This is a genomic window from Microbacterium immunditiarum (assembly GCF_013409785.1).
Taxonomy (GTDB): domain Bacteria; phylum Actinomycetota; class Actinomycetes; order Actinomycetales; family Microbacteriaceae; genus Microbacterium; species Microbacterium immunditiarum.
The window spans coordinates 815,106-829,321 of the sequence record NZ_JACCBV010000001.1 but is presented as its reverse complement, the minus strand read 5'-3'; the positions used below and the strand labels follow the sequence as shown (position 1 = coordinate 829,321).

General features: G+C 72.0%; 13 protein-coding genes. 6 read left to right on the top strand and 7 right to left on the bottom strand.

The genetic code is table 11. The annotated features are described in order from the left end of the window. Window positions 1–61 precede the first annotated feature (61 nt). Window positions 62–1,294: a glycosyltransferase gene (locus tag BJ991_RS03655; RefSeq protein WP_179487549.1), complete on the bottom strand. Its 1,233-nt coding sequence runs from the start codon at window positions 1,292–1,294 to the stop codon at window positions 62–64. An 83-nt stretch (window positions 1,295–1,377) separates the two neighbouring features. Between BJ991_RS03655 and BJ991_RS03650 the strand changes: the two genes are divergently transcribed. Both BJ991_RS03650 and BJ991_RS03645 read left to right on the top strand, forming a co-directional pair. Next, window positions 1,378–2,709 (top strand): O-antigen ligase family protein, encoded by a 1,332-nt coding sequence (locus BJ991_RS03650; protein WP_179487547.1) that lies wholly within the window; start codon window positions 1,378–1,380, stop codon window positions 2,707–2,709. Beyond that, window positions 2,706–3,872, top strand: a complete 1,167-nt coding sequence (locus BJ991_RS03645) for a glycosyltransferase family 4 protein (RefSeq protein WP_179487545.1) — start codon at window positions 2,706–2,708, stop codon at window positions 3,870–3,872. The genes BJ991_RS03650 and BJ991_RS03645 overlap by 4 nt, the downstream gene beginning before the upstream one ends. On the opposite strand, the gene BJ991_RS03640 is transcribed toward BJ991_RS03645, so the two are convergent. The 6 genes from BJ991_RS03640 to BJ991_RS03615 form a co-directional block, all read right to left on the bottom strand. After that, the gene (locus tag BJ991_RS03640; RefSeq protein ID WP_179487543.1) at window positions 3,863–4,426 is read right to left on the bottom strand and encodes an arsenate reductase/protein-tyrosine-phosphatase family protein; all 564 of its coding nucleotides are present in this window, start codon (window positions 4,424–4,426) and stop codon (window positions 3,863–3,865) included. The two genes, BJ991_RS03645 and BJ991_RS03640, sit on opposite strands and share 10 nt — an antisense overlap. Before the next feature lie 56 nt (window positions 4,427–4,482). Next, window positions 4,483–6,201, bottom strand: a complete 1,719-nt coding sequence (locus BJ991_RS03635) for a polysaccharide biosynthesis tyrosine autokinase (protein ID WP_179487541.1) — start codon at window positions 6,199–6,201, stop codon at window positions 4,483–4,485. A gap of 163 nt (window positions 6,202–6,364) precedes the next feature. Continuing rightward, window positions 6,365–7,177: a phosphatase PAP2 family protein gene (locus BJ991_RS03630; RefSeq protein ID WP_179487539.1), complete on the bottom strand. Its 813-nt coding sequence runs from the start codon at window positions 7,175–7,177 to the stop codon at window positions 6,365–6,367. A 22-nt stretch (window positions 7,178–7,199) separates the two neighbouring features. After that, window positions 7,200–8,378, bottom strand: a complete 1,179-nt coding sequence (locus tag BJ991_RS03625) for a glycosyltransferase (protein WP_179487537.1) — start codon at window positions 8,376–8,378, stop codon at window positions 7,200–7,202. A 121-nt stretch (window positions 8,379–8,499) separates the two neighbouring features. After that, window positions 8,500–9,129 (bottom strand): hypothetical protein, encoded by a 630-nt coding sequence (locus tag BJ991_RS03620; protein WP_179487535.1) that lies wholly within the window; start codon window positions 9,127–9,129, stop codon window positions 8,500–8,502. Between the two features lie 51 nt (window positions 9,130–9,180). Beyond that, window positions 9,181–10,338, bottom strand: a complete 1,158-nt coding sequence (locus BJ991_RS03615) for a glycosyltransferase (RefSeq protein WP_218852854.1) — start codon at window positions 10,336–10,338, stop codon at window positions 9,181–9,183. Window positions 10,339–10,455: 117 nt separating this feature from the next. Here BJ991_RS03615 and BJ991_RS03610 point away from each other — a divergent pair, with 117 nt between their 5' ends. The 4 genes from BJ991_RS03610 to BJ991_RS03595 all read left to right on the top strand — a co-directional run bounded on the left by BJ991_RS03610 (window position 10,456) and on the right by BJ991_RS03595 (window position 14,210). Beyond that, the gene (locus BJ991_RS03610) at window positions 10,456–11,889 is read left to right on the top strand and encodes a M1 family metallopeptidase (RefSeq protein WP_343048639.1); all 1,434 of its coding nucleotides are present in this window, start codon (window positions 10,456–10,458) and stop codon (window positions 11,887–11,889) included. 113 nt (window positions 11,890–12,002) lie between these two features. Beyond that, entirely contained in the window at window positions 12,003–12,266 is a 264-nt protein-coding gene (locus BJ991_RS03605; protein WP_179487533.1) for a glutaredoxin family protein, read from the top strand. 70 nt (window positions 12,267–12,336) lie between these two features. Further along, a complete protein-coding gene (gene kynA / locus BJ991_RS03600; RefSeq protein ID WP_343048638.1) occupies window positions 12,337–13,233 on the top strand; it encodes a tryptophan 2,3-dioxygenase in 897 nt (298 codons plus the stop codon). Between the two features lie 5 nt (window positions 13,234–13,238). Next, window positions 13,239–14,210 (top strand): amidohydrolase family protein, encoded by a 972-nt coding sequence (locus BJ991_RS03595; RefSeq protein WP_246301015.1) that lies wholly within the window; start codon window positions 13,239–13,241, stop codon window positions 14,208–14,210. The last annotated feature ends 6 nt before the right edge of the window (window positions 14,211–14,216 follow it).

Below are 14,216 nucleotides of genomic sequence, written 5' to 3'. Positions count from 1 at the left end.
TACCGGGTGCCACGGACGGGACTCGGGACGGTTCACGGATGCCGCGCCACGCGGCCCCGCGTCAGCGGCGACGGCGCCCGCGGGCGCGCTCGACCACCTCGTCCCAGACCCCTTCGACGACCGCGGCCGTGCGCTCGATGCCGAAGCGGTCGGCGGCGTCCGCCTGCGCGTGACGCGCGGCATCCGTCGATTCGGCACGGTGCTCCAGCGCCCAGCGGATCGCCCGCGCGAGCGCCTGGGCATCGCCGGGCTTCACGAGCAGACCCGACTGGGTGCGGCGGACGCCGTCCGCGATCGGCTCGCCGCCCGCGCTCGCGGGGTCGAGGATCTCGGGCACTCCCCCGGCATCCGTCGCCACGACCGGCACGCCCGAGAGCATCGCCTCGACGACGATCTGCCCGAAGGGCTCGGGCGTGGGCGACGCGTGCACGAACAGCCCCAGTCGGCGCAGCTCGCCCGGCACGTCGCTCGACCACCCGGCCCACTCGACGCGCGAGGCGAGCAGTTCCGACTCTGCGGTACGGCGGCGCAGCGCCTCTTCGTCGTCGCGATCCTCGAACAGCGCTGCGCCCACGATCCGGAACCGCACGTCCGGCAGCGACCGCGCCACGATCTCGGCGGCGTCGAGGAACTCGGCCTGCCCCTTCGTGCGGCTCACCCGGCCGACGATGCCGACGGGCCCGTCGCGCCCGTCCGACACCTCACGGTGGAAGGCGGATGCGTCGACCCCCGGATACGCGACGGTCGTCCTGCCCCGGCCCGAGCGCCCCAGCGTCTGGGCCGTCGCACGCGAGTTGGCGACGACGCGGCGCGGGCCGACCCGGGCGAGCATCCGCATGGCCGCGGCGACGGGAGCGGGCAGGTAGTCGGACGCGAGGCGATCGTGGAGGTGCCACACCCACGGCGTGCGCGTGCCCGGTGCGGTGAACGCGAGGAGCACCGCCGCCTTGAGCGAGTTCGCGACGATGAGATCGGGCTTCTCGGCCCGGACGTGCGCGCGCAGCCGGCGCGCGGTGCGCAGCGTGTCGCCCGCGTTGCGCAGCACCGCGAACGGCGAGGCGATCGTGCGGTCGCGCGTGACGCGCACCAGCCGCCCCGCGTCGAGCATCGAGACGAGCACGCCCCCGTCGTTGAGTCGCTGGACGAGATCGCCATCTTCGAGCGTCGTGACCTGCACGGCGAACCGGCCGGCGTCGAGGGCGCCGATGAGCCGGAGGAGGGCGGTCTCGGCACCGCCGACGTCTCCCGTGTGCGTCAGCACGAGGACGCGCCGGGGCGGTGGGACGGTGTTCACGGCTTCCCCTCCCTGTCGCGGCGCTGGGGCCACCCTAGCCGTCCCGGTGTCGGCGCCTCGGCGCGGTCCGTACCATTGGTGGCGTGACCACATTGCGGGCTGGGGTTCTCGCGCGCGCGTTCCGGCTGAGGAACGCTGCCCGCATCGTCCTCGGCGTGGCCGCTCTGGCCCTGCTCGGGCTCGCGGTGGGGCTCGTCGCGACGATCCAGACCGACTTCGCGATCCCGTTCGCCATCATCGTGCTCCTCATCGGGGTGGCGGCGGTCGACCTCTCGCTCATCCCCGTGCTGGCGGTGCCCGCGTCGATGGCGGTGATCCGGGTCGGGCCCATGAGCGCGGCGGACCTCGTCCTCGGCCTGTGCTCGATCATCGCGCTCCTCCTGCTGCGCGGACGCGGTGCCATCGCGCTCCAGCCGCTCGTGTGGGCCGGCACGTGCTACCTCGCTCTCTCCACGCCGCAGCTCCTTCTCAACCAGTACCCCGCCAACTACATCGAGTGGGCGCACGAGATCGCACTCGTGCTCGGCAGCCTCGTCGTCGGGTTCGTCGTCGGCCGCGAGGGCCATGCGCGCCTCGCCCTCGGCCTCTACGTCGGCATCTGCTGGGTGCTGGCGGTCTCCGCGATCGCGACGTCCTTCAGCAACGGCTTCACGCCGGTCTACCTCGGCGAGCTGCACAAGAACGCGCTCGGCGCGATCCTCATGATCGGCTCGCTCATCGCGTTCGCCAATCCGCCGTGGCTGGACTGGCGCCCCATGTTCGGGTACGTGAGCTTCGCCGTGTTCGGAGCGGGAATGCTCGCCGCCCAGTCGCGACAGGCGCTCATCGGCGCTCTCGTCGGCGTGCTCATCATCGGCCTGCGACCTCGCTTCCACAACGGAAAGCGGTCGCGCTGGATGTGGCTCATCCTCATCCCGGTCGCGTACTTCGTGTGGGCGGCGGTCATGGAGCAGCTCGAGTCGGGTGACGAGTTCAACTCGTCGAACCAGCGCCTGAGCTGGTACAACGACTCCTTCAAGGTGTGGCGGCAGTCGCCGCTGTTCGGCGTCGGCCACCGGTGGTGGACGACCGGCCACACGGGATACTCCGGCTTCCAGCCGCCGAATGTGCTCCTCGAGGTCTTGACCACGGTGGGCCTCCTCGGCCTCATCGGCTTCCTGGCCATGTTCGGCGCCGCCATCTGGATCCTCGCGAAGATGAACCCCGTCTACGGGACCCTGGCCCTCGCCGTGGTCGTCGGCCGGTTCGCGCAGGCGCAGTTCGACATCTACTGGGTCGCCGGGCACGCCTCGATCCTGTGGATGATCGCCGGCATCTGCGTCGGCGTGGAGGCGCGAGACAAGGCGAACGGCGTCGTGCGGACGCCGGCACCGATCCAGACCGTCTTCCGGCGCACGCGAGGCGTGCGCATATGACGCCGTCGATCATCCACGCGATCACGCCAGGCGATCACTTCTCTCCGCGCACGGGCTCCGCGATCCCCACGGTCGTCGACGGGCTGGCGTCGGCCGCGGCATCCGATGCGTCGTCGCCGTGGCGTCACGCCGTCCTCGTCGACGCGTCCACCTACCGTCCCCGGTACCCGAGTGCCGAGCTCATCGAGTACGCCGGCGCCGCCCCTCCCGGCTTCGTCGCGCGCGCGGCCGACGCCGCCGCAGGCCGGCTCGGGCTTCCCCGCCGCGGAGCGGCGCGGGCGTGGAGCCCTCTCGCCGCCGCGCTCGCGGATCGCCCTGCATCCGTCGTCATCGGCCACAACGCACTCGTGCTCCCCCGCCTGCTCCGCGGCTCTCCTCACCGCGTCGTGCTCTACGCGCACAACGACCTGCTGCGCACGGTCACCCGCCGCGAAGCCGACCGCACCCTCGGCGATGTCGCCGCGATCGTGTGCGTGAGCGCGGACCTCGCCGCGCACACCGCCGAGCAGCTTCCCGCGTCGCTCGCGTCCCGCGTCCACGTCGTCGACAACGGCGTCGACACGGCGCGCTTCTTCCCCGCGCCGCACGGCGACGACGAGCCGGGCCGACCGCTGCGCGTGATGTTCGCCGGCCGCGTGTTCGCCGACAAGGGGCCGGACGTGCTCGTGCGCGCGGCCGCCCTTCTGCCGGCCGGCCGATTCGAGTTCACGATCGTCGGCAGCATCGGCTTCGATCGGAGCGCCCCGCAGTCGTCGTACGAGCGGTCGCTGCGCGCGCTCGCGGAAGAGTCGGGTCGCCGCATCCGCTTCGAGCCGTTCGTCGACCGCGACGCGCTTCCCGGTCTGCTGCGCGAAGCGGATGCCTTCGTCGTCCCCTCGCGCTGGCGCGAGCCCAGCGGACTGACGCTCGGCGAGGCGATGGCGACGGGCCTCCCTGTCATCGCGAGCCGCGTCGGGGGCATCCCCGAGGTCGTCGGCCACGCGGGGATCCTCGTGGAACCGGACGATCCCGAGGCGCTCGCTGCGGAGCTGCGACGGCTCGACGACGACCCCGCGCATCGCGCGGAGCTCGGCCGCGCGGCGCGGGCGCGCGCGGAGGAGCGTGATTGGTCCAGATCGTGGCGGATGCTCCGCGCGGTGCTCGACCCGTTGCTTCAGGACTGATCCGACCGCCGCGGCGACAGCCCGTCGATGATCCTCGCGAGGTGGGTCTTCAGCTCGTCGACCATCGCCGTCCACGCCGGCTCGGGGAGCCCGAGCGGGTCGGCCACGTCGTCGGCGGGATCGTCGCCAAGGAGCGAACGGCGGTCGCGATCGGCCGCCACGGCGTCGAGCCACGAGCCCACGATCGCACGCGGCGGCCGGCGCTGGTCGTCGAGCCACCGCGAGAACTGCTTGACCGTGAAGACGCGCGGCCACAGGTCGGGATTGGCTCCGACGATCTCGCGCGCCTGCTCGCGAGCCGCCGTCAGGATCACGTCGAAGCCGTCGAGGTCGAGGAGGTCGAGCTCACGACTGCGGTGCTCGCCGAACGAGTAGCCGAGGGCGGCGCCCAGGCGTCGCCCCGTCTCGGGCATCGGCATGCCGCCCGAGAGCAGCCCGCCGGAGTGGAAGCGGATCGGCCGACCGTTCGCCAGTCGCGTCGCGATCGCCTCGGCGTAGGGCGAGCGGCACTGGTTGGCGCGGCACACGAACAGGACTTCGGTCTGGCCCGGCACGCGGTCAGGTGACCGCACTGGGGCCGAGTGGCTGCCCCCGTAGGGCATGCTCGAAGTCATTCGGTGTCGGTCTCCAGCTCCCGCTCGGAATCAGGATTCGGCCCGTTGCGCGAGGACGACGTGACCGCGACGGCGCCGTTCGACCGACGCCGCGCAAGGGGCGGGCGGTCGGCCGCCTCGCCCGCGTCGATCTCGAAGTCGTCGACGTCGGTGTCGATCGGCAGCGACTGGGGCGTCAGCCGCGGCGCGGTCTGGCGTGTGTCGCTCGGGCGCAGGTAGTACGCGGAGTACGTCTTCGGAAGCTTCTTGCGGCCGCGGTTCGCCACCACACCCAGCACCTCGACGCCGTTCGCGCGCAGCCCGGCGACAGTGTCGGAGAGCAGGACCCGGTCGGTGCGGCGGACGGATGCCATGACCACTGCGCCATCGGTGTGCGCCGCGAGCAGCGACGCGTCGGCAAGGCCCATCGCGGGAGGCGAGTCGATGATGACGACGTCGGCGAGGCTCCGCAGCTTGTCGACGAGAACCGGGTACCCGGCTCCGGCGAGCAGGTCGGCGGGGTCGGGCGGCTCCGCTCCCGACGGGAGGAGGCGGAGCCGGCGGTAGCCGGTGAAGTTGAGGAGCGACTCGGTCGCGTCCTCGGTGATGGGCTTGCCGTCGGCGTGACGCACAAGCAGCTCGGCCACGCCCTCGCCGTCCGCCGCCTCGCCGTAGTAGCGCGCGAGATCGGGCCTGCGCAGATCGCCGCCGACGAGGATGACCTGCTTGCCGGCACGCGCCCACGCGAGCGCGAGGTTCGCCGTCACGAACGACTTGCCGTCCCCCGGCTCGACGCTCGTGACGACGATCACCGCGTTGCGCGGCGGCATGAGCACCTGCAGCGTCGACCGCACGGAGCGGAGGCCTTCGCTGAGGTCGGTGCGGTGACTGCTCGCGACCGGCAGCGGCGGGTTCAGCTTCTTGACGGCCGGATCCCACCGCAGCTCGCCCAGCGACGTGGCGCCGCTGATCTCTTCGACTTCATCGGCGCCACGCAGGCGGTTGTCGAACTGATCGCGGATGAGGGCAGCGCCGATGCCGACGATGAGCCCGGACAGCAGAGCGAGCCCGAGCACGAGCGCGGGGTCGGGCACGGTCGCCGTGCCGAGGGGGGCGTCGTCGAGCACCGTCGTCGCGGGACCGCTCGTCGCGATCGCGTCGAGCTGTGCCTGCATCCGGCTCATCTCGCCCAGCGCGGTCGCGAGGTTCGTCGTCGCGATCGCGTTGGCGGGGTTGCGACGCACCTCCTCCTGCAGCGCGCTCGCCTCGGCGATCGCGGCCGAGTGGCGCTCGCGCAGCGTCGCCTCCGCGGTGACCATCTGCTCGTCGACGTAGGCGCGGTACGCCTCGATCACCGCGTCCGCGCGATCCCGCGCCGACTCCGGCGAGGGGCCGGTGCCGGTCACGAAGAGGCGCCCGGTGCGCGAGCTCTCGTCGAGGTCGACGCTGATCTGCCCGTTGAGCGAGCCCGCGGGCTCGCTGAGCAGCTCGGCGGCCTTGTCGAGGATGATGGGCGCCGTGACGGTGTCGGGGTCGAGGTCGATGATGACCCCGCCGATCTCGCCCGAGATCGACGCCTCGCTCACGACGGGGTTGAGGCGGACGGTGCCGGTCGTGCGGTAGCTCACGTCGCGGATGGCGAGGTACGCTCCGGCGCTGACGACGGCGATGACTGTGACGAGGATGATGATCCACGCTCGTTGCCACAGCACCTCGAGCACTTGTCGAAGCGTCACATTCAACCCCTGATCGGTCTCCGCGGTCACCATCCCGCCGACGAACCGCTGATCCCAAGCCCGCCGCCCTGGCGGATCATACTTGCCCCTGACGGAATCCGCCCTGGAACCGGTGCACCAGCAACCACGTACAGGCTACACGGCGACGCCCCCACGCCGACCTTCAGATGACCCGTGAGGACGCCCGGGAAACGGCCTGGCGCTCGCGCGACATCGGATGCTGCATCCGCACCACCACGGCGATCGCGGCCGCGCACCCCGCGAACCCCGCCGCGACGACGAGGTCGACGGGCACGCCCGCCCCGAGCATCGCGACCCCGACGACGGTGCCCCCGGCGGCGCACGCGGCGAGCGCGCCGTACACCCAGCGGTCGGGGCGGCGCCGCGGCCACGGAGCCACGACCGCGGTGATCGCGAACGCGATGGCGCCGGTGAGCAGGACGCCCCCGAGCACGTCCGACAGGCGATGCGCGAACGACAGCAGGGACGCGACCGCGACCGCCCCGCACACGACCGCGAGCACGACGAGCACCGCGCCGTTGAGCCATCGCGGATTCAGCCACGCGACGGCGACGACCGCGGCAAGCGCGGCGGCGGCGTGCCCGCTCGGGAACGTGTTGTACGCGTACGCGAAGTCGCCCAGGTCGGCGCGCTCGAGCAGCCAGCCGGCCTTGAACGCGAAGCTCGCGACGAGCACGAGGCCGACGAGCACGACGGATGCCGCGACCGCCCGCCACGCGCGCCGCACGAGCGCCTCGACGCCGGCGACCGCCGCGACCACGAGCAGGGCGCCGGCGAGCCAGTCGCGCACGGCGTACGCGCGCAGGAATCCGTCGGCGCGGAGCGCATCGAACGCCCCGAGGGTCGCCGCGTCGAAGCGCTGGCCGTCCTGGGTCGACAGGGCGAGGACCGCGAGGAGGGCGAACGCCGAGCCGAACATCACCGCGAAAGCCGCCGGCGTGGACAGCTCCCTCACGGCCGTCGTGAACGGCCTGCGGTCACCGGTGATGGAGCTCCTCCTCGACGATCCGGCGGAGGCGCGCGACGAACCGCGCCTCGGAGAACGCGTCCGCGTGGGAGCGGATGTCGTGCGCGCGCCACTCCGTGCGCGTCAGCTCCTCCACCGCGCCCGCGATGTCGTCGACCACCGGCGCGTCGAAGAAGACGCCCGTGCGACCGGGGTCGACGGTGTCGAGGTAGCCGCCGTCGCGCAGGGCGGCGGTCGGGCGCCCGAACGCCGCGGCCTCGAGCGGGGACAGTCCGAAGTCCTCGTACGACGCCGCGACGAGCCCTTCCGCGTTGGCGTACAGCCACCGCAGCTGCTCGTCGGTGACCCGCCCCGCGAGTGTCGTCGACCCGACGCGCTGCGCGAGCGCTTCGAGGCGCCTGCGCTCGGGACCGTCGCCGACGATCACGAGGTCGAGCCCGGGGATCCGCGCGACGGCTTCGATCACGAGGTCGACGTTCTTGTACGGCAGGAGCCGGGCGACGCACAGGACGAACGGGCGGGCGACCCCGTCGACCGGCTGCGACCCGCCGTCGCTCGACAGCACGGCCGGAGGCGGGGGAAGCACCTCCGCGTCGATGCCGTAGACCTGCGAGACGGCGCGCTGGATCACCGTCGAGTTCACGAGATAGCGGTCCGCCGTGTGCGCGGCCCTCTGGTCCCACGCCCGCAGCGACGGACCGAAGACGTCGGTCGCCGTCTTGACCGCGCGCGAGCGCAGCCCGCGAGAGGCCGCCCCGGTGCCGGCGTAGCGGTCCGCCTGATAGAGCCACCGGGCGGGCGCATGGCAGTACACGACCTTGCGGCCCGACGTCGAGATGCCGTGCGCCCAGCCGCTCGAGCTCGCGAGCAGCACATCGGCCTCGACGTGCTGCGCCGAGACCGCGCGCGCGAGGAACGGGAGCGCGAGCCGGTGATTGCGCCGCAGCACGCCCCACCTGTTGATCGGCATCGGCCGCACGTCGACGTCCGCGAACTCGGGGAACGTGCCCTCGGGGTGGTAGAGCGTCGTGTAGAGCGGCGCCCCGGCGAACGCGCGGCTCATCGACAGCGCCACGCGCTCGGCGCCGCCGCGCTGGGTCACGTAGTCGTGCGCGAGTGCCACGCCCTCGAGCGGGCTCTGGTCGGGGGAAGCACCGGCGGTGTGCGCAGATGTCGCATCGACAGCCATCGGAAGTCCCCGGTCCCCATGTCACGCGACGAGAGCCGTCGCCGTCTCCGCCCCCCGGCGAAGTCGTCCGGCACCGCGAGGGCGCCGATGTCGTGAATCATATCGCGCGGGCGCGGCCGGATCAGGCGGATGCCGCGGCATCCGCCCCTGTGCTCCGGAACGGCGCGATGCACGCGACCGAGAGCACGAACATCAGCCCCACGGCGAGCACGATGAGCCACGCTCCGCGCGGGTCGGTCGGCGGCAGGCCTGCGACCAGCGCGGGTGTCAGCGCGAAGCCGACCACCATCGCCGCCCACACCGCGCCGGACAGCGCCCTGACCCACACGGGTCCGCGCTGCCCGGCCGCGAAGCCGCCGAGCAGGCCGGTCGCGACCACGCCGATCGCGCCGCCGCCGAGTCCCGTCGTCAGCAGCGTCCAGAGAGCGCCCGGTTCGAGGAACGTCGCGACCGCGAGCGGCGCGGGCGCGAACGCGAACCACGCGGAGGCACGGCCCATCGCGCTGCGGCGCCACGCGACGGCGAGCAAGGCGCCCGAGATCGCCCCGGGAGTGAGGATGGCACCGAACGTGCCCCACCAGCTGAACACGGTCGCGGAGCCGGCGAGCCCCACCATGTAGGCGCGGAGCGCGGCGGCCCACGTGATCCCGATCACGGCGCCGACGACCGCGAGGCCGCCGGTCGTGAGGAGCAGGTCGACGACGCCCGTCGACCGGCGACGCTGTTCGGAGGCCACTTCGGACTCGGCCATGCGCTCAGTGTGCTCCCGTCGGCCGGTCCGCGCCACGGGCGTCGCGGCGGGTCACAGCTCGCCGGGTGACATCGCCTGCGCGTCGAGCTCTTCGACGAACTGGCGCGCGCGGCTGGGCGCCGCGCCGGGCTTGCGGGGTGCGTAGACCACGAGCGAGTGGAACACGAATCGCACGATGAACGCGACCACCAGCGTGATCGCGGTCGCGACGACCGCGGAGAAGTGCCCCGATTCGACCATGAGCGCGATGACGGGGATCCGCACGAGGGCCTCGGCGTTGTTGAAGCTGAACGACTTCGCGAAGCGCAGCCACCACGCGGAGGCCGACTCGCGCATGTCGTGGAAGACGAAGCGCTCCTGCAGGAGGAAGTTGCCGATGATCGTCGCCTCGGCCGCGATGATCGCCGCGATGATGTAGCCGACGCCGACCTGCGTGAGCCCCCATACGATCGCGACGTTCGCGATCGCGCCCACCCCGCCGATCACGGCGAAGAGCGACATCTTGCCGAAGCGCAGCGCCGTGAGCTGCGAGAGGAAATGCAGGCCCTGCCGGATCGACGCCTTCGACTCTCCCGCGTGGCGTCCGGCGAAGTCGAACGGCACCTCGGCGACGCGCATCGAGCGGCGCGCGAGGATCTCGAGGAGGATCTTGAAGCCGCGCGGCCGCAGGATCGCCTGGTCGACGCTGCGCCGGTCGATGAGGAAGAAGCCCGTCATCGGGTCGGACACGTCGCGCAGCTTGATCGGGAACATCGAGCGCGTGAGCGCGGTCGAGGTCTTGGACACGAGGACGCGCGTGCGATCGGCGAGACCGTGGGATGTGCCGCCGCCGGCATACCGCGACGCGATGACGACGTCGACGTCTCCGCGCGCGAACCGCTCGTAGAGCGCCGGGATGGTCTCGGGCGGATGCTGCAGGTCGCCGTCGATCACGAGGCACGCGTCCGATCCGGCGGCCGCGAACCCCGCGAGCACCGCTCCCCCGAGGCCGCCGGTGCGCGCCTCGCGGTGGATCAGACGGATGGGGATCGCGGCGGATGCCGCCACCCTCCGGACGACGTCGGGGGTGTCATCCGTGCTGTCGTCGACGAACACGATCTCGGCGTCGATCCCCTCGATCGCCTTCGTGACACGGCGGACGAGCTCCTCGACGTTGGGAGCCTCGTTGTAGGTGGGGACGATGACCGAGAGCTGCACAGTGGCACCCATCGTCGCACGCGACCGGCGGGCGGCGAAGCCCGGGGGCATCCGTCATGCCGTTGTCACGCACACGAAACGCGGGCAGTCTAGCGTCACCTCGAACCCCGAGGGTGTCAGGAGGATGACGTGTCCAGACGGATGTATCGCAGTGCTCTCGTGATCGGTGGCATCGTGGCCGCCGCGGCCCTCGTCGGCTCGACCGCGGCCTCCGCGGCACCCGGCCGACCGGGTGAGCCGCGCTACGGCGCCGGAGCCGACGGAGCGGGTGACCCGTACTTCCCGCTCGCGGGCAACGGCGGGATCGACGTGCTTCACTACGACCTCGACCTCGACTACACGCCGCCGGCGCCCGCCCCCGCTCCGCTCGAGGGGCAGCTGTCGGGCGTCGCGACGATCGAGCTCGTGGCGACGCAGGACCTCGACCGGTTCAACCTCGACCTGCGCGGCCTGACGGCGTCGTCGGTCGTCGTGGGCAGCAAGAGCATGTCGTTCACGCAGACCGGTGACGAGCTGATCATCACGCCCCGGCCGAAGCTCAAGACGGGGCAGTCGACCACCGTCACCGTCGCGTACGGCGGCACCACGACGCGTCCCACCGACATCGAGGGCGCGCTCTACGGCTGGGTCACGACGCGGGATGGTGCGATGGTCGTGAGCGAGCCGGATGGCTCGTCGACGTGGTTCCCCGTGAGCGACCACCCCACCGACAAGGCGACGTACTCGTTCGGGATCACAGTGCCCGCGGGCAGGACCGCGGTCGCGAACGGCCTCCTCGTCGGGTCTGAGACGGCCGACGGCAAGACGACGTGGACGTGGGACGCACCCGACCCGATGGCCGCCTACCTCGCGACGGCGACGGTCGGCGACTTCCGCCTCGAGCAGTACACGGCCGCCAACGGCACGCCGATCATCGACGCGATCGACAGCACGCGAAGCGCGAACCAGGTCGCCGCGCTCGCGCGCACGAGCGACATGATCTCGTTCTTCGAGGAGCGCTACGGGCCGTACCCGTTCGTGTCGTACGGCGCGATCGTCGACAACGACTCGGTGGGCTACGCGCTCGAGACGCAGACCCGCTCGTTCTTCTCGGGCAGCGCCGGCGAGAGCACGGTCGCGCACGAGCTCGCGCACCAATGGATGGGGAACCACGTGAGTCCCGGACGGTGGGCCGACATCTGGCTCAACGAGGGCTGGGCAACCTACTCGGCGTGGATCTGGCTCGAGGAACGGGGTGTGTCGACGGCGCAGGCACGCTTCCAGGCGGTCATGAACCGCCCGGCGACGTCCTCGACCTGGAACACCGTCGTGGCCGACCCGGGTCCGCTCGGCCTCTTCGGCACGCCCGTGTACGACCGCGGCGCCGCGACGCTTCACGCGCTGCGCGTGAAGGTCGGCGACACCGCGTTCTTCGGCATCGCTCAGGAGTGGGTCGCCCGCTTCGGCGGAGGCACCGCGACGACCGCCGACTTCATCGCCCTCGCCGAGGAGATCTCAGGGCAGGACCTCGCGAGCTTCTTCGACGTGTGGGTCTCCCAGCCTCCGAAGCCGACGGTGTGGTGATCGCCGGCTGAGCGACCGGGCCGTCGTGGTGTCCACGGATGCCGCGGCGGCCCTCTCATCGAGCGGGAGAGACGTCCGGGCGACCCTCAGGATGCATCCGGGAGAATGGATGCATGACTTCCCCCGCCTCGTCCACCATCACGATGTTCGGTGCCGATTGGTGCCGCGACTGCGTTCGCACCAAGAAGCAGCTCGACGAGCTCGGCATCGACTACACGTACATCGACCTCGTGGCCGAGCCGGCCGCCGCCGACGTCGCTCGCGAGATCTCGGGCCGCACGAACATCCCCGTCGTCGTATACCCCGACGCGTCGCACCACGTCGAGCCGTCGAACAGCGACGTCGAGGCGAAGCTGCGCGAGCTTTCGCTCATCTGACCCGACCCCGGTCGTTGCGCGAGGGCCGCAGGCCCGAGACGAAACGACCCCGCCCACATAGGCTGACTCTGTGAGCGATGGGGTCGAACGCAACACCCGGGCGATCGAAGGGTCGGTCGTCACCGACTTCACCGACCGCATGAGCTACGGGGGCTACCTCGAGCTCGACACGCTGCTGTCGGCGCAGCATCCGCTCAGCCGGCCCGAGCATCACGACGAGCTGCTGTTCATCATCCAGCATCAGACCACGGAGCTGTGGCTCAAGCTCGTGCTGCATGAGCTCGGAGCCGCGTGCCGATTCCTGCGCGAGGACCACCTCGCGCCCGCGCTCAAGTCGATCGCGCGGGTCAAGCACATCCAGAAGACGTTGACCGAGCAGTGGTCGGTGCTCGCGACGCTCACGCCCGCCGAGTACGTGCAGTTCCGCGGCGTTCTCGGCAACGCGAGCGGGTTCCAATCGGCTCAGTACCGCGCGGTCGAGTTCACGCTCGGCAACAAGAATGCCGCGATGCTGCGGGTGTTCGAATCGGATCCCGCCGCCCACGCGCTCGTCCGCGAAGCGCTGGAGGCGCCGAGCCTGTACGACGAGTTCCTGCGGCTGCTCTCACGCGCGGGCTACCCGATCCCGGCGAGCGTGCTCGAGCGCGACGTCACGAAGGCGTGGGTCTTCACGCCCGAGCTCGTACCCGTGATCGCCGACATCTACGACGATCCGCAGGCGCACTGGGCGGCGTACGAGACGTGCGAAGAGCTCGTCGACCTCGAGGACGACTTCCAGCTGTGGCGGTTCCGCCACCTCAAGACGGTCGAGCGCATCATCGGCCTCAAGACCGGCACGGGCGGGTCGAGCGGTGTGCCGTTCCTGCGCCGCGCGCTCGAGCTGACGTTCTTCCCCGAGCTGTACGCGGTGCGCACCGAGCTGCGCGAGCCGTCGCGTGACCCCGCGCCCTCCCCCGCCGAGGGGTGAGACGGATGCTGCACCTCGACCCCTTCGCGCTGCGCACGCTGCTCGGAACCGACGCCACTCCCGCGCGCCGCGCGATCACGGGTGAGCAGGGCGTCGCACTGCCGCCGCTCGTGAACCACCACGTCCACCTGCACCTCTTCGATCCGGCGCCGCTCGCGGCGCACGGCATCGCGGGGATCGTCGACCTCGGCGGCGACCCGGTGGCGCTCGCGCGCCGCGCCGCGGACGGCATTCCCCGTGTGGCATACGCCGGGGCGTTCCTCACCGCGCCGGGCGGGTATCCCGTCGGGCGGTCGTGGGCGCCGGCGGCGATCTCGCGCGAGGTGCGTTCGACGTCGACGCTCGCGGGGGCGCCGGGCGGCGCGCGCACCGCGGTCGACGAGCAGGCGGAGTTCGGGGCATCCGTCATCAAGATCTCGCTCAACTCGACCGCAGGACCCGTCCTGGACGACGACGTGCTCGCGGCCGTGCTCTCCGCCGCGCGCGAGCGCGGGCTTCCCGTCGTCGCGCACGTCGAGGGCGAGGGCATGGCGGCCCGCGCGATCGCGGCAGGTGCCGACGTGCTCGCTCACGCGCCGTTCAGCGAACCTCTCGGAGACGACCTCATCGCGGCAGCGGTCGCGAGCGGGCAGTGCTGGATCTCGACGCTGTGCGTCCACGCCGCCGGCGATCGCCGGGTGGCGGTCGACAACGTCGGCCGGTTCGCCGCCGCGGGCGGACGCGTGCTCTACGGGACCGACATCGGCAACGGCGATCAGCCGATCGGCGTCAACGCCGACGAGCTCGCCCTGCTCGACGGGGCCGGCGTGCGCGGAGCGCCGCTCCTCGCGACGCTCACCGACCCGTGGCCGCGCGCCGAGCGCATCGATGGCGTGCTCACGTTCGTGCCGGGGCCCGCGCCGACCGGTGCGGACGAGGTGCCCGCGTGGCTCGCGCGTGCGACGGTCGTGCCCGAGGAGGAGCTCCTCCGCGAGTAGCGCGCG

Coding starts and splice junctions, on each gene's coding strand:
- BJ991_RS03615 (WP_218852854.1), bottom strand. CDS start 10,338: ATGGGTGCCACTGTGCAGCTCTCGGTCATCGTCCCCACCTACAACGAG.
- BJ991_RS03645 (WP_179487545.1), top strand. CDS start 2,706: ATGACGCCGTCGATCATCCACGCGATCACGCCAGGCGATCACTTCTCT.
- BJ991_RS03620 (WP_179487535.1), bottom strand. CDS start 9,129: ATGGCCGAGTCCGAAGTGGCCTCCGAACAGCGTCGCCGGTCGACGGGC.
- BJ991_RS03595 (WP_246301015.1), top strand. CDS start 13,239: ATGCTGCACCTCGACCCCTTCGCGCTGCGCACGCTGCTCGGAACCGAC.
- BJ991_RS03625 (WP_179487537.1), bottom strand. CDS start 8,378: ATGGCTGTCGATGCGACATCTGCGCACACCGCCGGTGCTTCCCCCGAC.
- BJ991_RS03605 (WP_179487533.1), top strand. CDS start 12,003: ATGACTTCCCCCGCCTCGTCCACCATCACGATGTTCGGTGCCGATTGG.